Raw genomic sequence first — 16,909 nt, 5'->3', positions numbered from 1 at the left:
ATTCTTAACTTTTAGACGGTAGGGTGGGCAAATCAGAAATTGATCTAGATTTCTTCTCAAGGAGAAAAGTTTGCCCACCCTACAAAACTAATTGTTTCTTTCGGAGTGACAATAAAAAGTTAAATTAGTATTACCATAGTTTTTTTGTCGCACTATTGTTAATCCTTTGATCTCTATTGCTTGCCAAAATTTAGGATTATGTTCTACAGCTATTTCTCCTGTTTTATTTAACAGTTGATGATTAACGATTAATTCTAAAACAGATTGATAGAGTCCACTTTGATAAGGAGGATCGAAATAAATGCGATCAAATTTTTTCCCATCTAAATTCTTTAAGACCTTTAAAATATCTCCTTTAATTACCTGAAATTCTTGATCATCATGGGCTATTTTTTGCCAGTTTTCATTAATAATTTTACACGCTTTTCCATACTTTTCAATTCCCATGACAAAAGCCGCCTCACGACATAAAGCTTCTGCCCCCATTGAACCATTGCCGGCACATAAATCTAACCAACGACAACCTGTAACTTCTCCTTGCCAAATATTAAATAAGGCTTCTCTAACTTTAGCTGAAGTCGGGCGAGTTAAGTCTCCTGGTAATGTTTTCAATAATCGATTGCCATAAATTCTCATTTTTATTCACAATTAACTCGTTATTCTTCACCATTTTTTAACTTTTCTTCTAATTCTTGTAATTGTTCTTTTTGCGTTTCTAATTCTAATTGACGACGAGTTAAATCAAGGCTTTTCGCTGTAATTTCCTGTCGCCATTGTTCTACTTTTTCTTGTTCTTTTTGAACCCATTCAGGGGTAATTGCACCATTGGTTAAATAGGTTTCAACTAACCCCATAACCCAGTCTTTTGCCTCTTGAACTTCTAGAATTTCGTGATCATCCCCTAACTTGACCAAGACTAAAACCCCATCCCTAAAAGACATAGGGATAGTACAGGAGATCACTTTATTAGACATCATATCCCAAAGGTGTTGGGATGTTTGGCGTGCCAGCAACAGCAGTTCCATCTCGCCTGAGTCGGGATTTTTTTTCACTTGGGCTAAGTGCAGCATAGTGGGTTACGGGGTTGGCGCGGTGGTAATCTTTATTATTGCAGACGCTTAAGACGTTCGCGTAAAATTTCGGCTTGTTTTTCGGCTTCTGCTAAAGCATCTCTTGCGCCTTGAACAACGTCTTCGGGGGCTTTATTGACAAAACCCGGGTTGTTGAGTCGACCTGAAAGAGATTTGATCTCAGCCTCAATTTTACCTAAATTTTTCTCTAATTTGGCTCGAAGACTAGCAATATCAACGACACCCGAGAGAGGAATTAGGGCCTGTATGGTTCCGACGACTCCAGCAACGACTTGTTCCGTCTGTTGTTCTAATTGGGCAGTAATGGTTAAGTTTTCCACTTTCCCTAAGTCTTGGATATATTTTCGACCCGATTCTAGGATAGACCGTTCTTGCTCACTTTCACTCTGTAAGATTACGGAAACCTTAACCCCTGGTTTAATATCGGCCTCGGCCCGCATATTTCTGAGGGTGCGAATGGTCTCAAATAAGAGGGTAAAGGAGTCTTCTAAGTCAGGGTTAATGAGGCTATTATTGACCTCTGGATAGGCTTGTAGGGCGATAAATTCACCGTTGCTTTGGGTGAGGGTTTGCCAGATTTCTTCGGTAATATGAGGCATGAAGGGATGGAGTAGCTTTAATGTACCATCCAGTACATAGGCTAAGGTTTGTCTGGCAACGTCACGGGAGGGGGTTTCATCCCAGAGGCGCGTTTTCACCAGTTCAATATACCAGTCACAAAAGTCTCCCCAAATGAACTCATACAGCCCTTTAGCGGCTTCTCCTAAGCCATAGGCTTCAATATCGTCTTTGGTTTGTTGGACTGTTTGATGGAACCGTGAGAGTATCCATTTATCCGATAATTCTAGTTTATCTATTTCAGGTGTGCCTAAACTTTGGGGGGTTTCTCCTTTAAGGTGCATCATTACAAACCGGGCCGCGTTCCAAAGTTTGTTGGCGAAATTTCGAGAGGCTTCGACGGACTCGGATTGGTCGGTTTTGCGATCGTATTGTAGGCTAATGTCTTGCCCTGCGCCAGCGACTTCTCGAATGAGGGTATAACGTAGGGCATCAGTCCCATATTTTTCAATTAAGATTAAAGGATCAATACCATTGTTAGCAGACTTAGACATTTTTTTACCGTTTTCATCCCTCACTAAGCCATGAATATAGACATCTTTGAAGGGCATTTCATCGGTAAAATAGCCCGCCATCATGGTCATTCTGGCCACCCAAAAGAAGATAATATCAAATCCAGTAACAAGGGTACTGGTAGGATAATAAGTGTTTAAATCTTGGGCATTTTCGGGCCAGCCTAAGGTTGAAAAGGGCCATAAACCGGAAGAAAACCAAGTATCTAAAACATCGGGATCTTGTTCTAATTTGATGTTATCACCATAGTCTTTTTTGGCTTTTTCTAAGGCTTCTTCTTCTGAATGCGCCACAATAAAAGGGGTGTTATCGGTAATTTCTCCATTGGTTTCGCTGATGACGTACCATGCAGGAATTTGATGACCCCACCATAATTGACGGGAAATACACCAATCTTTTAGTTTAACTAACCAATCTCGATAAACTTTTTCCCATCTTTGGGGTACAAAATGAGGGGAATTATTTTCGTCTAAACATTTTAAGGCTTTTTGGGCTAAGGGTTCAATTTTGACAAACCATTGTGTGGATAATAAGGGTTCAACAGGAACTTTCCCCCTATCGCTATAAGGAACGGTGTGAGTATATTTTTCTGTTTTAATTAAAAAGCCTTCTTCTTCTAACTTTTTAATGACATTTTTACGGGCTACATAACGATCTTGTCCTTCAAATATTCCTGCATTTTCGTTAAGTGTCCCATCTTTATTCATAATATTAATAAACGGCAACTTGTGACGGTTTCCCATCTCAAAATCATTAGGGTCATGAGCAGGTGTAACTTTAACACAACCTGTACCAAATTCAGGATCAACTAATTCATCAGCAAAGATAGGTATTTCTCGCCCAACTATAGGTAATGTTATGGTTTTTCCGAGCAAATTTTTGTATCTTTCATCATTAGGATTAACCGCTACTCCTGTATCTCCTAACATGGTTTCTGGTCGGGTGGTGGCTACTTCAACATGACCGCTACCGTCGCTTAAGGGATAACGAAAGTGCCATAAATGACCTTCGACCTCTTTACTTTCTACTTCTACATCTGACACAGCAGAGAGAGAAGCAGGACACCAGTTAACTAAATAATTACCCCGATAAATTAATCCCGCTTCGTAGAGTTTTACAAAGGCCGTTCTTACTGCTTTTGATAATCCTTCATCCAGGGTAAACCGTTCCCGTGACCAGTCAGCAGACAGGCCGATTCTTTTCATCTGGTTAACAATTTTACCCCCAGATTCTTCCTTCCATTGCCACGCTTTTTCTAAGAATTTTTCCCGTCCAATATCCTTACGGGTGATACCTTCTGCTTTTAGCTGTTTATCTAAGATCGTATGAACTGCAATACTTGCATGGTCGGTTCCAGGAAGACAGAGGGTGTTATAACCACACATCCGATGATAGCGCACCAATACATCCATGAGACAATCACCAAACGCATGGCCCATGTGAAGGGTTCCGGTAACGTTGGGGGGAGGGATGACAATGCAATAGGTTTTCCCGTCTTTGCTGTTGTCTGCTTTAAAGACTTGATGGGTGTCCCATGCGTCTTGCCATTTGCTTTCTGTGGTTTTGGGGTCGTATTGGGTGGGTAGTTCGGGTATGTTTGCGGTCATGGACAATAAAAGTGGGTGTGTTAATCGTTATCCTTGTTAAATTGTGCCATATCATCGGGGATATGTTGAATTTAGAATTTAGAATGCGCGAATTTAGAATTGATAGACTTATATTATAGGGGTTAAAAAAGTTGATTAATATGAGTGTCATTAGTTTCAGTTATGCCATAATTGTAGATAGAGTTAAGCTGAAAAATAGAGGTTTTAATGATTATGACAACTAATATAAATGTAGATAAGGCTACCCTTTATGAAGAGGATTTTTGTTTATGGTTAGAAACAACAGCAGAACTCTTAAAAAATCGTCAACTTGAGAATTTAGATTATGATAATTTAATTGAAGAAATAGAAGCAATGGGAAGAAGTGAAAAACATAGTCTTGAAAGTAATCTGATTGTGGTATTAATGCACTTATTAAAATATAAATATCAACCACAAAAACGTTCAAGGAGTTGGTTATCTTCTATTTTTGAACATCGCCGTCGTTTAACCAAAACATTCAAAACAAGTCCGAGTTTAAAACGTTATTATGAGGAGGTTTTTGACGAATGTTATCAATATGCAGTGAAACAAGCAAGTATAGAAACAGGTTTACCCCTTGAAGATTTTCCTAATATAAGTCCTTTTACCACAAAAGAAACTCTAGACTTTGATTTTTTACCCCAGGATAATTAATAATAATATCGACAGGCAAGAATTCTAATTTTATTATCTAAAACTTGGTAAACTAAACGGTTTTCTTGATTAATTCTTCTTGACCAACAACCCGATAAATCATGTTTTAATCTTTCTGGTTTACCAATACCTTCAAAGGGGTTTCGTTGTACTTCTTGTATAAGTTTTATGATTTTTAACGCTTGTTTACGATCATGTTTAACCCACCAAGCTAAGTCTTCAAAAGCATCAGCATCAAATTCCAAGTTTTTCACAGACTTCCTCTAATGTTATACCATCTTGACGGTTTTTAGCTTCTAAAAGACGCTGTTTCATCTTTGGACTTTTCAATAAGTAAGCGGTTTCTTTTTCTGATTCTATCTCACGCCATACTTCAATAGGAACAATAACGGCAACGGTTTTTCCTTGTTCGTTTGATACATATTGAATATTATTTGAGTTCATAATAATAACACCTAATTTTTGAGTTGAATTATCTTTTATAGATTTAATACCATTTTATTGCTTTCATTGTAGTTTCAAGTTCTTCAATTAAATTATCTACATCTGATTCTTTTTCCTCAAAACAAACAGGCGGAACAGGATCAGACTTATAATATATTAATTTAATTTGACCCTTATTAATAGCAATCATTGCTACTTCTTCTTGAGCATTATAATTATCAAAAATACCTAAAATTTCTTGTATTTTCCCTTCAACATTGCGATTTAATTGTTCTAAGGATTGACGAGAACAACGAATAAAATGGGGTTCCGGTTCTAAATCAATGCCTAAAACATCATTATTATCTTCCCATTCCTTTTTTAAGCCGTAGGCTAAGGCTGCTAAATCTTGTTTATTTTCTGTTACAAAACGGTCTAATTGATATCGCCATTGATTTTCTGCATTATCAGGAACCGATTCACCAAATTGCATCATTTTCTACCTTGAAATTTTGTCAAATAAAACCCCTGTAGGGGTTGAATATTATTCAACCCCTACCCCATCATTAACGTCCAGGAATGGTATATTTCCAGTCTGTTGGTCCTGTGTAACCCGTCTCTTCGGCTAAGGTTTCAGGAAGTTGCGCCCCGGATAATTTTTCTCCATTAATCTCCCAAGTGGGATAGGATCGAATTTCAGCAGCTTGACAAGCATCCGGTTGGGGATTTTTCCCACTGGGATCACATTCAATATAAGTAATTTCTTGAGCAGCTTCTTGACCTAAAACTTCTTTTTGTTCGTAACAATGAGGACACCAAAACGCGCCATACATTTTTGCATCCACAGAAGTTAAATGTTTGGCCAGTTCAATTTCTGATGGGCCTGACTCGGTGGTGACTTCCCAACCATAGGGGGGAGTTGGTCGTGTGGTGGGGGTTTCGATGAGAATACGGCCATCGGCGTTGGTGGGTTGCTTCAGGGGTGCATAAATTCCTAGGGTTGCTACTAACGTAATCATAGCTACAACGATAGGAATAAAGAAAAGTTGACCCACTTCTTCCCATTCCCGGCCAAAAATACTTAAACCCATTAAACTTAAGGAAAACAAGGCCGAACCGATACAATAGTAACAAACCGATTGTAATTCTGTGGCTAGAATATACATTAAATAACCACTAAAAACGGCCATAGCAGTTCCCCCGGCTAAGAGGAACAACCAAGTCCATTCATCGAGTTGTTTTCTAACGCTTTTTTTCTTGTCAGGTTTAACCAATAACGGCCCCAGAGAAGCAACGGACATACTACCATAGGCCAAAAATCCGAATAAACTTAAGGGTAAGCCAAACACCGTGGCATAAGGACTATCGAGGACTCCTTTACAACTGCTGGCCATGGTGGCGGCATCACTGGTGGCACCACAAGCCACTTCTCCCCCGGTTAATTTAGTAATGGTAAGATAAGCGGTTAAAATAGCCCCGGCAATGGCGATCGCCCCAATCATCGGACGAGACCAACGATGAATCCAAGGAACTGAACGTCTACTACGAATCATAATCGTTTTTTAATTTAGCAATCAATTATCCTTGATTTTAGCAAGGGCTTAGGATCTCAACTTTAAAGGTTGCTGAGATTTTGTTTTTTCTTTAGATAGGCTCACTTCTTTGGCGGCTTCGACAAACTGGGCAACTCGGATAGGATCAACCGGTTCGCTAATTTTGCCATTACGTTTGAGGGAACTGGCGACAATTACTCCATCGGCTGCTGTCATCAATTTACCAATATTGTCCCAATCTGCCCCACTGCCAATAAATACGGGGGTTCCTTGGGCGGCTGCGGTGGCCAGTTCTAAATCTTCGAGACTGGGGGGGCTGCCGGTTGCCCATCCTGAGAGAATAACCCCGTCGGCCAGTCCTCGTTCAATGGTATCTTGGACGGCGGTGGTAAGGTTGGGGGTTCCCAGGGGGCGGGCGTGTTTCACCAAAACATCGGCTAAAATGGCCACATCTGCGTCTAACTGGCGACGATAGCGCAGTAATTCATGGGCGTTCCCTTCAATTAACCCCTGATCCGTGGCCATAATACCCGTTAAGACGTTGACACGGATAAATTGAGCATTGATGGTCGAAGCGATCGCCATTGCCCCTACTGCGTCATTTCTTAACAAGTTGATGCCGACAGGAACCACCACTAAGTTTTTGATGCGATCGACAATCAATGTCATGGCGCTGATGACCACCGGATCGACCTTTTCTTTGGTGAAAGGGGCATCAAAAAAGTTTTCTACGATAATACCATCAACTCCCCCGGCGGCCAGGGCGGTGGCTTCTTGTTCGGCCCGTTCAATGACTGCGGTTAAACTCCCTCCCCAACGGGGTGACGTGGGTAAGGGCAGCAGATGAACGACCCCAATAACTGGGTTGGTTGTGTTGAATATTTGAGTCAAGTCCACACTTATCTACCTAACGGTCGACTACGGTTGATGCCATCTGAAATTTAGCTCCGATTAGCCATTGTACCTTATCAGGGGTACAGGGGAATAGGGTGTTATATTGTAATCAGGAGCTTTTTCTAGAAGACAAAAACCTGTACAATACTCGACATACCTATACAGAATGTCTAGGATGCACTATAGACCAAGTGAATTTGCCGATTTAGCAGGAGTTAGTGTCAAAACATTACAAAAGAGCTAATCATGTACGCAATTAAGAGAGAATTAAAGCTGAATAACAAAGAAAAGAGCTTTTTTGCTGGCTGTGCTGGCTTTTCTCGCTTTGTATACAATCATGGCTTATCTTTACTCAAATCCACCTGGGATATTCCCGAAATTTCTGGCAGTGACTCAAAACGGTTAGATGCTATCAAGAAAGTCTTTACAAACATTACTAAAAAGCAAACAGAATATTTATGGACAAATAAATATTCATCTCGCATTTATCAGAATGCTTTTAGGGACTTGAAAAAAGCATTTTCCCGTTGGAGAGAGCCTAAAATAAAAGCAGACTTACCTCGTTTTAAAAAGAAGAAAGATCACTGTAGTTTTACAGTAGATAGTTCTAACGGTAAGGTATTAGTCAAGGAGGGAAAAAAGATAAAAATTCCTACTTTGGGAACATTCAGATTAAAAGAGGCTATCCCTTATAACTGTGTTTCTCAAACCTTTACTATATCGAGGTCTGCAGGGAAATGGTATATAAGTTTTGCCGTTTCAGCTTGTAAAAGACCTGAGATGAAACACTGCCATAAAAAAGTAGGAATTGACTTAGGAATAAAAACTTTTGCCACTCTTAGTGACGGAAACACCTTGGAGGCTCCATCTTCCATCAAAAAAGCGAAAACCAAGCTAGGAAAGATACAATGGAGAAACAGAAATAAGGTACACAGCAACCGTCGTTCTGGAATCTCTGCATCTAAAAATGCGGTTAAATATTACCAGAAACTAAGAAAAAAGCATAAAAGAATAACCAACATTCGAGAAGATTTTCTGCAAAAAACCACCACATTATTGGCCAAAACTTATCAACATATTCTCATAGAAGATTTAAACATAAAAGGGATGATGGCTAACCACAAATTATCCGATGCCTTATCTAATTTAGGATTGTATCGTTTTCGAGAATTGTTGAGTTATAAACAAGAATGTTTTGGCTTTTTGTTAACCATAGTAGATAGGTGGTTCCCCAGTTCAAAAACTTGTTCAGTCTGCGGAAATATACAAGATATGCCCTTATTTGAAAGAGTTTATTATTGTCAAAATTGTGGCCAAGTTATGGACAGGGATCTCAACGCCTCAAAAAATATCGAAGGTTGGATCAAGAATGCCGATGGCTTATCGGTGAACGCCTGTGGACAAGAAGGAGCCGTCTCCCTTGGTTGAAGCAGGAATTGAACAACAAGCCTGTCCAGGTTTGTCTAGGTTTCATGAAGCAGTCAGTCGTTCGTGTGATATTTTAAAAAGTTTAATAGAAGTACGATATTATATTATGTCTAATTCTCCATCAAAAGAACAGGCTGAGAAAAGTATTAAATGGTTAAATGCTAACCGAAAAATGGGTTTAGATTTGTATAAAAATCAATATATTGCTTACAACGAAGAAGGAATTATTAGTTATGGTGAAAATTTGCAATGTGTTCTAGATATTGCCAATGAGTCAGGAAAAACTTATTTAATTTATTTGGTTCCACCTCATCGTCGTTCTCTTCAGATTTTATGAATTAACACTTATTATCAATTATTATTTATCATTTTCATTAACTTCTTTGAGAATATAATGATATAGTTCACTGCTAACTCTAAACGTTGTTTGTGAAATTAATTCATCTGTAATAAATTTAATCGATCAATCTTTGCCAAACTACTTAACGGAGAAGTATTACTCACAATAATCATAACCAACCTGTTTCTTTTAAGGTTTTAACATCTTCGTCAAATTCCTCAATATCATAATGTATGCGACTTATAATGTTGAAAATAATCAATATCAGTTTACAGTTAAGCCATGTTTAATTAAACCATAAAAAACTTATTTTCTACTAAAGCATTGTAAAATCGTAAGTCTTTCTTATAACCTTATTAATAATTTATTTTCCAAATAATTCATTAAGTAATTCATCTCGATTTAGTTTAAAGTGATTGCTAATATCCCTTAAAATTGCGTTTAATGTACCCACTTTTAAGGGATTATGAGCAGGAATAGTAATGTGATGTTCTCCTTTTTGTTGAGTCGTTAATCGAATATGACTACCGGTTTGATGACTGACTTGATAACCTAACTTTTTTAAGGATTTTACTAACTCTTGACCTGATAAATCTCTCGGTAACTTCATGAAGCAAATACCTCGTCTTTGACAATGTGAAGACGAATGATTTTAGGACGTAAAGTTTCATCAGGAAAGTGACAATGAACAGCATCTTTAACTTCTTTTTTTAATGTTTCTAAATCATCAGCTTGGGTAATAATTGATTCCCCTAATGCTTGAGCAACATAACCCCCATCATCATCAGTTTCAACTAGAAAAATAATTTCAGTCATAGGTTTAATTATCTCCTAAAATGTCAACTAATATTATATAAAAAATCCCCAACTTTAGAAGTCGGGGTAATTAACAATTCTGTGAAACAAGGTTTATAGTAAATAAACCAAGATAAAAAGAATGATCCAAATGACATCAACAAAGTGCCAGTAAAGTTCCGCTGCTTCTACCCCAAAATGGGACTCACTGGTGTAATGTCCGGGTTGACGAGAACGCCATAAAACAGCGAGAGTTAATAACAGTCCAAAGGTCACATGAAGACCATGAAACCCAGTTAAAGCGTAGAAAGAACTGGCGAATAAATTGGTGGTTAACCCCATCTCTAAATGGAAGTATTCATACATTTGGCCTGCGAGGAAAATAATCCCCATTACCGCAGTAATACCAAACCAAAGTTGTAACCCAGAAACATCATTTTTCTTAATGGCAGTTTGTCCTTTGTGCATGACAAAACTACTAGCAACGAGAATAATAGTGTTAACTCCAGGTAATAATAATTCGAGTTCTGGAGTGCCTTCCGGGGGCCAAACCGGCATAATGGTTTTATAGATAATAAAGGCTGTAAATAAGCCTAAGAAAATGGAACTTTCCGCCACTAAAAACAGGGCAATACCAAACAGTCTATGATCGGGATGTCCTGCATGGCCGCCGTGATGACCACTATGTTCGGGTACCGTTCCTTGAGGTTGTTGAATCGCTGATCCTTGCATAAGAAATTGAAAGGTTGAAATGATTTAATGACAGTTGAAAAAAGAGCAGTGGGGGCTTAATAATATTAAGCCCAGAAAACAAGAAAACTTACTTAGAATTAGCTCCCACTTCGGCTAACATATCTTCAATGCTTTCTTCGGAGTCAACCCCTTCGGAGTCGGTACCATAATCATAGGGACCAGCCCATAAAACGGGTTCTTCATCGAAGTTTTCAATGGCTGGAGGGGAGGAAGTTTGCCATTCTAAAGTAAACGCACGCCAGGGGTTACGGCCCGCTTTTTCTCCTTTGACTAAACTGAGGAAGACGTTAATGACAAAGGGAACCGTAGACACAGCCAATAAATAAGCGCCGATAGTACAAAGCTGGTTTAAGGGTTGAAACTCAATATCATATAAAGCAATACGACGGTTCATCCCCAGTAAACCTAGTTCGTGCATGGGTAAAAAGGTAATATTTAAGCCGATAAATAGCAGGATAAAATGGGCTTTTCCTAGAGGTTCATTGATCATTCTACCGGTCATTTTCGGGAACCAATGATAGAACCCGGCAAACAGTCCCATGGCTGCCCCACCAAAGAGAACATAATGGAAATGTCCCACCACAAAGTAAGTGTCATGGACATGGATATCAAAGGGAACCGAAGATAACATGACTCCGGTTAATCCACCCATTAAGAAAGTGGCAATGAAACCGATACCGAAACACATGGCGGTGTTGAGGTTAATTTTTCCGCCCCATATCGTGGCACACCAGCTAAAGATTTTAATCCCCGTAGGAACGGCAATGAGCATGGTAGCAGCCATAAAGAAGATTCTTAACCAGCCGGGGGTACCACTGGTAAACATATGGTGGGCCCAAACGATTAAACCGAGGAAACTAATAGCTAAACTGGAATAAGCGATCGCACGATAACCGAAAATTGGTTTACGGGCATGAACCGGTAATACATCGGAAATTAAACCGAAGAAGGGCAAAATCATGATGTAAACCGCAGGGTGGGAGTAAAACCAGAACATATGCTGGTAAACCACCGGATCGCCTCCTCCTGTGGGGTTAAAGAAGCTAGTTCCTGCGATTAAATCGAAGGATAAAAGAACTAAAGCAGCAGCTAATACAGGGGTAGATAAAAGAATTAAAGCAGAGGTTGCCAGCATTGACCAACAAAACAGAGGCATACTGTGCAAATCCATATCTTTAATACGCATTTTAAAGATGGTGGTGACAAAATTAATCGCCCCCAAAATAGAGGATGTCCCCACCAATAGGACGCTTAAAATCCATATTTCTTGGCCCCACACCCCACTGATGAGACTCAGGGGTGGGTAGGAAGTCCAACCCGCTTGGGCTGCCCCACCATCCACAAAGAAACTGAGGAGTAACAAAATACCGCCAGGAGGGGTTAACCAGAAAGCCACTGCGTTGAGGGTGGGAAAGGCCATATCATCCGCCCCAATCATGAGGGGGATCAAATAATTGGCAAAAGCAGCCCCGGCCGGGACAATCCATAAAAAGATCATAATGGTGCCATGTAGGGTCATAAACTGGTTATACATGGCAGGGGTAACGAAATCGGGATCGGGGGTGGCCAGTTCTGTGCGAAGCACTTCAGCAAAAGCCCCACCGATGAAATAGAACGCAAAAGACGTAACTAAGTATTGAATACCAATCACCTTATGATCGGTACAAAAGGTGAAATAGTCCGTCCATTTCCTTTGTTGATGTTCCATGTGGGTTGATTCGACGGTGATTGTCATATAAGGTTTATCAATGATTACGATAGACTTGGCAAAAGAGGTACACAACAAGACATTGAGTCAGGGGTCTAAAGGGGAAGTCAGAAGTCAGAAGTTAGAAGTCAGAAGTAAAACGCTTTTTGTATCTAGGTTTCAAACCAAGGATCTGTTTATTCCTCTTTCTAGCTTGAGACTTCTCTCAGATTTAAAAAGCGTGATCAGCATGATTACTGGCTAATTCAGCCACCATCTGGTGATTCATGCCCATATCTTCGGCATAACGGCTGAGAAATTCTCGATCGCTCATTTCTGTGGGGTCAACCATAGCAGTTTCTCCCATGTTGGCTTCTTGTACGGGTTTATTGCTTTCTTCCCATTGGGCGTAAGCTTCTGTACTATCGACATGAAGCACTGATTTCATACCGCCATGATAAGCGCCACAAAGTTCGGCACAGATGATGGGATAATCTCCTTCACGGTTGGCTGTAAAGGCTAAGACGGCTTGTCGGCCAGGAATAGCATCTTGTTTTAAACGCAGTTGGGGAACCCAAAAGGCATGAAGCACATCCCCTGCATCAATATTCAGTTGTACAGGGCGATCAATGGGAACATGGAGTTCACCGGAAACAATTCCCGTTTCAGGATAGGTGAAAATCCAGGCGTATTGAATGGCTTTGACATCCACCATCACAGCCGGGTTGTCCTCTGTTGAAGCGTTACCAATGCCTAAGGCCATTTGATGGTGATGGCCACCCATAGCAATTTGTTGGGGAGGGTTATCTTTAGAAATGACCGGATCGAGTCCTCCCATACTGTTATAGGCTTCAAAGCTATAAAGGGCAAGAATGAAGACAATAATGGTGGGGATAGCTGTCCAAAGAATCTCTAAGGGCACATTCCCCTCAATGGGAGGCCCGTCAGTGTTGTCTCCTTTACGCCGACGAAATCGAATGACCGTATAAACTAAGACCCCTTCTATCAAGAGAAACAGTCCCGTTGCAATGGTCATCATAAAGTTGAATATATTGTCTACCTGTTTGGCATCTTCAGAGGCGGCCACTGGCATCAGGCCATGGTTTTGACCATACCAGAGACTCGCTAATGTAATAACGATACCAACGAGTAAGGTGATAATGTTACTTGGAATCTTCACAATGGTTGATGGGTTAGACGATTACCTATCTAATTACGGTAAGGCCAACTTTTAAAAATGATTGGTTTTTTTATAACAGATTTAAGGATCTTTTGTTTTTCTTTAGAATCAAAGTTGATTAACAAAGATAACCTTAAGAAATGCGTATTTTAGCTTTTTTTAAGATAAGGATGATAACTATGAATTAGCATAGAAATAATCGGTTTAATTTTAATTACAGTTAGTAAATATGACAGCAACAGAAACCCAGTTAAATCTGATCACAAATATTACAGGGGAACCTTATCAACCGGCTCGACTTTATTATCACGTGACGAATAAAAAAACGGTGTTAGGGGTGTTTGAAAAGCTAAAATGTATGAAATATTATGAAAAAAGCGATCGCTGGTATTGGTTATATGACGAAGAAGCCAAAAAAATCCGCTTTCAACAATCTTATAATAAAATTCCGAAAGAAAATCGTCCTATTCCTTTAGGTTATTTTCAATTTATTAATGATGATTTGATGATCTTAGAAGTGCGATCGTTTCAAAGAGTGGTAGAAGGGGTAAAATTTTTTAATACTCGACTGAATTGGCGTGCCGCCGAACCCACTCGCTTAGCCATTGTTAATAAATTATTTGGTTGTTCTCCTGAAGAAACCCCTCAACCCCCTAATTCTTTTTCTGAATTTTTTGATCGGGATGATATTATTATGCATAGTCCTGAAGCCTTAGAAGAAGAAATTAATACGATTATTAGTCAATACGAAACTGACGAAGAAAAAGACCAAGCAGTTACCGCTTATATGGAAGAAAAATCGAAACAACCCTTACCTGAAGTCGAAGAAATTGCCGTTACTATTCATGAGGAAGGATTATCTATTTTAGAAATGGCCCTCAGAATGAAACATATTGAAGCTTGGGAACATTGGCAAGGGAATAAATATTTTACTCAGTATGATTTAATTCAAAGTATGTTAGAAAATATGCCAGATACAGAGAACAGTGACGAATAAACAATTGTCTTTCACTATTGATGATAGACCATCAGAGAATAAGCTAAACATAGAAAGACTAATAATCCGCCAATCACTCCCGATATGGCAAAAGTTGTTCTTAAATTAGATAAGTGGCTTGATGATTGTTCCTTGGAGTCCACAACTGATGAATTAGGTAATGTTTGAATGTCTTCATTGCTTAATTCGTCGGCTTGTTGAGGTGGGGCAAAAATAGTTAAACTTTTCGGCTTACATTCAATGGTTAGAGGGGTTTGACAAACCACATCTCCATCAATGGCTACTTGTAGAGGTAGCTCGGTGGTAATTTTAACTTGTTTAGTCCGCCAATAAGTAATATCTTGATGTTCAGCTTCATTGTTCAACAGTGCATTTTGAAGTAAATGATAGGAAGTGGCCACCGTTTCGGCTAGGTTATCAGATGTCATCACCGTAACATCGAGTAAGCCATCATCAGCAATGGTTTGAGCCGCTCCTTGAGCCAGAAATGAAGTGGGAGGGGCAGCATTAGCGATACTCACAGCGATCGCATCTAAACGGATATTTTTCTCCTCACTATTGATGTTAACCTCAAAGGGTTCTAACGCCTGAAGTTGTTGAACCCCAGAAAGAATATAAGCAAGTTGACCTAAATTATCTTTCATCTCTCGCTCAGCTTGGCTAATGGTATCAGCTTCTAATCCAATGGCAGCTAAGACGATCATCGGTTTACCATTACATAGAGCCGTATCAACGACTTTTGTCTTGCCCTCTAAAATAGTTTGACACTGTTGTTCAATGGTATCAGGCATCCCCAAAGCCGAAGCAAACGCATTGGCTGTTCCCCTGGCAATAATTCCTAAACGGGCATCCGTATTAATTAAAACCCCTGCTACTGCTGAGATGGTGCCATCTCCTCCAGAAGCAATGATAATCTTTACTCCTTCTTTTAAGGCTTGATGCGCTAATTCATCGGCCCCGATTTCTTTGGTGGTGTTTTTGATATCAAGGTCAATTTCCGGTGTCAATAAAGAGAGAATTTGCTTTAATTCTTGCTCAGAATCACCTTGGCCAGCTACGGGATTAAAAATGAGACAAGCTGAAGGGGTCATTGTTTTTTGCGATAAAATATTATTATATTAATTAATAATTACTTAATTAATAATTGGTAAATTCTAAAATTAAATGGCTGATTCAGCAAGGCTAAAAAAAAGTGGTCGACTACCTCGGATCGTTCTGATGGAGGGTTGAATCTCCCCTCGGTAGCCGTTAAGTGGAGGAAGCGACAAAAACTCCACAACCCATCAACTTGAGTGACAAAAAGGAAAGGCATTAACACCGTTCGGATATCTGACGTCGCTCTTCTTCGATATCCAACTATGAGCCACAACGACAAAACACTCATCCGATGTCAAACTTTCTAGCTTGCTATGTTTCTACTTTAATGAATTGATGAGCAATTTTTAACTTTCTAAAGAAGTAGTTTTTAAGAAGTAGACAGAAAAAAATTTATTTCGTTGGGATGATTTTAAAAAAGCCATTGTTTTGCACAGTGTTGGCACAAGATTATATAGCAAATTTCAACAAGGGTAGAAATACTGACATCTTGCACGCCTTACAGAAAAACTAACCAAAAGACTAGAGAGAATTAATTCTCAATGAGTTACAGTCAAAAATAAACACTATGGCCACCCCCTCTAACTCCCCCTTTTGTTAGGGGGAGAACCCTTGCCTATTCCCCATTCCCTAACCCCCACACCCCCCACACCCCCCTTTATAAGGGGGGCAGGGGGGGTAGGAACGAGCCTACAAAAAAAGATAGCCCTTAGGCTATCCTAGTTTGAGCAATGGGAGTTAGAGAATCTTTAATTACTTAATGGCATCGGTTGCTTGATCAACCATATTTTGGGTATTTTCTTTGATATTACTTAATCCTTGTTTAGTATTTTCAGCAGCATTTTTAGCGGCTTTTTTGGTATTTTCAGTGGCATTTTTAGCAGCTTCTTGTGCCGACTTACCCAAGTCTTTCGCTTGCTCAGGGACAGATTGATCAGGGGTTAGCTCATCGACTAATCCTTGAGGGGTTTGAACCTTCTGATTGCGTTTTTGAGCTTCTTCTTTTAATTGCTTCGCTTTCATATCTGAAGCGGTGGTATCCTGTCCCCTTTGAACATCGCTAGTAGGATAGATTGATTGGCCCGGTTGAGGACGACCGATATCATTGGGTGAACCAGAAGCCGGAGACGGTGTGGCTGCTTGCGTTTTGCCATTACTACAAGCAGTGCTAGTTAACAGTAAAACCCCTGCGAATAGAGTAATGACTAACTGTTTAATTTTGATGTTTTGAAAAAATTGTTTGAGAGTAGTCATGATTGT

Annotated in this window: 19 protein-coding genes; 4 read left to right on the top strand and 15 right to left on the bottom strand. The window is 39.6% G+C overall.

Features of this window, described 5'->3' with window-relative positions; genetic code table 11:
• Nucleotides 1–87 precede the first annotated feature (87 nt).
• Genes rsmD through C4E06_RS01155 form a run of 3 tightly spaced genes read right to left on the bottom strand, consistent with a single transcriptional unit; the run spans nt 88 to nt 3,829 of the window.
• Nucleotides 88–636, bottom strand: coding sequence for a 16S rRNA (guanine(966)-N(2))-methyltransferase RsmD (gene rsmD, locus C4E06_RS01165; RefSeq protein ID WP_107666405.1), 549 nt, complete (start codon nt 634–636; stop codon nt 88–90).
• Nucleotides 637–656: 20 nt separating this feature from the next.
• A complete protein-coding gene (locus C4E06_RS01160; RefSeq protein ID WP_107666404.1) occupies nt 657–1,070 on the bottom strand; it encodes a hypothetical protein in 414 nt (137 codons plus the stop codon).
• Between the two features lie 35 nt (nt 1,071–1,105).
• Nucleotides 1,106–3,829, bottom strand: coding sequence for a valine--tRNA ligase (locus tag C4E06_RS01155; protein WP_107666403.1), 2,724 nt, complete (start codon nt 3,827–3,829; stop codon nt 1,106–1,108).
• Nucleotides 3,830–4,042: 213 nt separating this feature from the next.
• Between C4E06_RS01155 and C4E06_RS01150 the strand changes: the two genes are divergently transcribed.
• Nucleotides 4,043–4,504, top strand: coding sequence for a DUF29 domain-containing protein (locus C4E06_RS01150; protein WP_107666434.1), 462 nt, complete (start codon nt 4,043–4,045; stop codon nt 4,502–4,504).
• Here C4E06_RS01150 and C4E06_RS01145 read toward each other — a convergent pair.
• The 5 genes from C4E06_RS01145 to btpA all read right to left on the bottom strand — a co-directional run bounded on the left by C4E06_RS01145 (nt 4,501) and on the right by btpA (nt 7,377).
• Nucleotides 4,501–4,758, bottom strand: a complete 258-nt coding sequence (locus C4E06_RS01145) for a Txe/YoeB family addiction module toxin (RefSeq protein WP_107666402.1) — start codon at nt 4,756–4,758, stop codon at nt 4,501–4,503. The genes C4E06_RS01150 and C4E06_RS01145 overlap by 4 nt on opposite strands.
• The gene (locus tag C4E06_RS01140) at nt 4,739–4,948 is read right to left on the bottom strand and encodes a prevent-host-death protein (protein WP_107666401.1); all 210 of its coding nucleotides are present in this window, start codon (nt 4,946–4,948) and stop codon (nt 4,739–4,741) included. The genes C4E06_RS01145 and C4E06_RS01140 overlap by 20 nt, the downstream gene beginning before the upstream one ends.
• A 43-nt stretch (nt 4,949–4,991) precedes the next feature.
• Nucleotides 4,992–5,420: a hypothetical protein gene (locus C4E06_RS01135; protein WP_107666400.1), complete on the bottom strand. Its 429-nt coding sequence runs from the start codon at nt 5,418–5,420 to the stop codon at nt 4,992–4,994.
• Between the two features lie 73 nt (nt 5,421–5,493).
• Nucleotides 5,494–6,480: a vitamin K epoxide reductase family protein gene (locus C4E06_RS01130; RefSeq protein ID WP_107666399.1), complete on the bottom strand. Its 987-nt coding sequence runs from the start codon at nt 6,478–6,480 to the stop codon at nt 5,494–5,496.
• Nucleotides 6,481–6,528: 48 nt separating this feature from the next.
• On the bottom strand, nt 6,529–7,377 hold the full coding sequence (btpA, locus tag C4E06_RS01125; protein WP_107666398.1) for a photosystem I biogenesis protein BtpA: 849 nt from the start codon (nt 7,375–7,377) through the stop codon (nt 6,529–6,531).
• A 243-nt stretch (nt 7,378–7,620) separates the two neighbouring features.
• On the opposite strand from btpA, the gene C4E06_RS01115 reads away from it, so the two are divergent.
• A complete protein-coding gene (locus tag C4E06_RS01115) occupies nt 7,621–8,802 on the top strand; it encodes an RNA-guided endonuclease TnpB family protein (protein ID WP_107666397.1) in 1,182 nt (393 codons plus the stop codon).
• Nucleotides 8,771–9,139 carry a DUF5678 domain-containing protein gene (locus C4E06_RS27510; RefSeq protein WP_198648197.1) on the top strand — a complete coding sequence of 123 codons (369 nt, stop codon included), beginning with the start codon at nt 8,771–8,773 and terminating at the stop codon, nt 9,137–9,139. Before C4E06_RS01115 ends, C4E06_RS27510 begins: the two co-directional genes overlap by 32 nt.
• 367 nt (nt 9,140–9,506) lie before the next feature.
• Here the strand turns inward: C4E06_RS27510 and C4E06_RS01105 are convergent, their stop codons facing one another.
• From C4E06_RS01105 to coxB, 5 genes are all read right to left on the bottom strand, one after another.
• A complete protein-coding gene (locus tag C4E06_RS01105; RefSeq protein WP_107666396.1) occupies nt 9,507–9,752 on the bottom strand; it encodes a type II toxin-antitoxin system HicA family toxin in 246 nt (81 codons plus the stop codon).
• Nucleotides 9,749–9,958, bottom strand: coding sequence for a 2-oxoisovalerate dehydrogenase E1 subunit beta (locus C4E06_RS01100; protein WP_107666395.1), 210 nt, complete (start codon nt 9,956–9,958; stop codon nt 9,749–9,751). Before C4E06_RS01100 ends, C4E06_RS01105 begins: the two co-directional genes overlap by 4 nt.
• A 93-nt stretch (nt 9,959–10,051) precedes the next feature.
• Nucleotides 10,052–10,669: a heme-copper oxidase subunit III gene (locus C4E06_RS01095; RefSeq protein ID WP_107666394.1), complete on the bottom strand. Its 618-nt coding sequence runs from the start codon at nt 10,667–10,669 to the stop codon at nt 10,052–10,054.
• Nucleotides 10,670–10,757: 88 nt separating this feature from the next.
• Entirely contained in the window at nt 10,758–12,425 is a 1,668-nt protein-coding gene (ctaD, locus tag C4E06_RS01090) for a cytochrome c oxidase subunit I (protein WP_107666393.1), read from the bottom strand.
• Nucleotides 12,426–12,609: 184 nt separating this feature from the next.
• Nucleotides 12,610–13,557: a cytochrome c oxidase subunit II gene (gene coxB / locus C4E06_RS01085; protein ID WP_107666392.1), complete on the bottom strand. Its 948-nt coding sequence runs from the start codon at nt 13,555–13,557 to the stop codon at nt 12,610–12,612.
• A gap of 229 nt (nt 13,558–13,786) precedes the next feature.
• Between coxB and C4E06_RS01080 the strand changes: the two genes are divergently transcribed.
• Nucleotides 13,787–14,554, top strand: coding sequence for a hypothetical protein (locus tag C4E06_RS01080; RefSeq protein ID WP_107666391.1), 768 nt, complete (start codon nt 13,787–13,789; stop codon nt 14,552–14,554).
• Nucleotides 14,555–14,568: 14 nt separating this feature from the next.
• Here C4E06_RS01080 and C4E06_RS01075 read toward each other — a convergent pair whose 3' ends face one another.
• The gene (locus C4E06_RS01075) at nt 14,569–15,645 is read right to left on the bottom strand and encodes a YegS/Rv2252/BmrU family lipid kinase (protein WP_107666390.1); all 1,077 of its coding nucleotides are present in this window, start codon (nt 15,643–15,645) and stop codon (nt 14,569–14,571) included.
• Between the two features lie 757 nt (nt 15,646–16,402).
• On the bottom strand, nt 16,403–16,903 hold the full coding sequence (locus C4E06_RS01070) for a hypothetical protein (protein WP_107666389.1): 501 nt from the start codon (nt 16,901–16,903) through the stop codon (nt 16,403–16,405).
• Nucleotides 16,904–16,909 lie beyond the last annotated feature (6 nt).

This window comes from Cyanothece sp. BG0011 (assembly GCF_003013815.1).
Classification (GTDB): domain Bacteria; phylum Cyanobacteriota; class Cyanobacteriia; order Cyanobacteriales; family Microcystaceae; genus Crocosphaera.
The sequence above is the reverse complement of the archived record's forward strand: the minus strand, read 5'-3'. Positions and strand labels throughout refer to the sequence as shown.

What these genes read in the sequence shown, in the direction of transcription:
- C4E06_RS01115 (WP_107666397.1), top strand. Translation starts at nt 7,621, where the DNA reads ATGTACGCAATTAAGAGAGAATTAAAGCTGAATAACAAAGAAAAGAGC.
- C4E06_RS01075 (WP_107666390.1), bottom strand. Translation starts at nt 15,645, where the DNA reads ATGACCCCTTCAGCTTGTCTCATTTTTAATCCCGTAGCTGGCCAAGGT.
- C4E06_RS01105 (WP_107666396.1), bottom strand. Translation starts at nt 9,752, where the DNA reads ATGAAGTTACCGAGAGATTTATCAGGTCAAGAGTTAGTAAAATCCTTA.
- C4E06_RS01160 (WP_107666404.1), bottom strand. Translation starts at nt 1,070, where the DNA reads ATGCTGCACTTAGCCCAAGTGAAAAAAAATCCCGACTCAGGCGAGATG.
- C4E06_RS01135 (WP_107666400.1), bottom strand. Translation starts at nt 5,420, where the DNA reads ATGCAATTTGGTGAATCGGTTCCTGATAATGCAGAAAATCAATGGCGA.
- C4E06_RS01080 (WP_107666391.1), top strand. Translation starts at nt 13,787, where the DNA reads ATGACAGCAACAGAAACCCAGTTAAATCTGATCACAAATATTACAGGG.
- C4E06_RS01070 (WP_107666389.1), bottom strand. Translation starts at nt 16,903, where the DNA reads ATGACTACTCTCAAACAATTTTTTCAAAACATCAAAATTAAACAGTTA.
- C4E06_RS01095 (WP_107666394.1), bottom strand. Translation starts at nt 10,669, where the DNA reads ATGCAAGGATCAGCGATTCAACAACCTCAAGGAACGGTACCCGAACAT.
- C4E06_RS01100 (WP_107666395.1), bottom strand. Translation starts at nt 9,958, where the DNA reads ATGACTGAAATTATTTTTCTAGTTGAAACTGATGATGATGGGGGTTAT.
- C4E06_RS01155 (WP_107666403.1), bottom strand. Translation starts at nt 3,829, where the DNA reads ATGACCGCAAACATACCCGAACTACCCACCCAATACGACCCCAAAACC.
- C4E06_RS01150 (WP_107666434.1), top strand. Translation starts at nt 4,043, where the DNA reads ATGACAACTAATATAAATGTAGATAAGGCTACCCTTTATGAAGAGGAT.
- rsmD (WP_107666405.1), bottom strand. Translation starts at nt 636, where the DNA reads ATGAGAATTTATGGCAATCGATTATTGAAAACATTACCAGGAGACTTA.
- ctaD (WP_107666393.1), bottom strand. Translation starts at nt 12,425, where the DNA reads ATGACAATCACCGTCGAATCAACCCACATGGAACATCAACAAAGGAAA.
- C4E06_RS01140 (WP_107666401.1), bottom strand. Translation starts at nt 4,948, where the DNA reads ATGAACTCAAATAATATTCAATATGTATCAAACGAACAAGGAAAAACC.
- C4E06_RS01130 (WP_107666399.1), bottom strand. Translation starts at nt 6,480, where the DNA reads ATGATTCGTAGTAGACGTTCAGTTCCTTGGATTCATCGTTGGTCTCGT.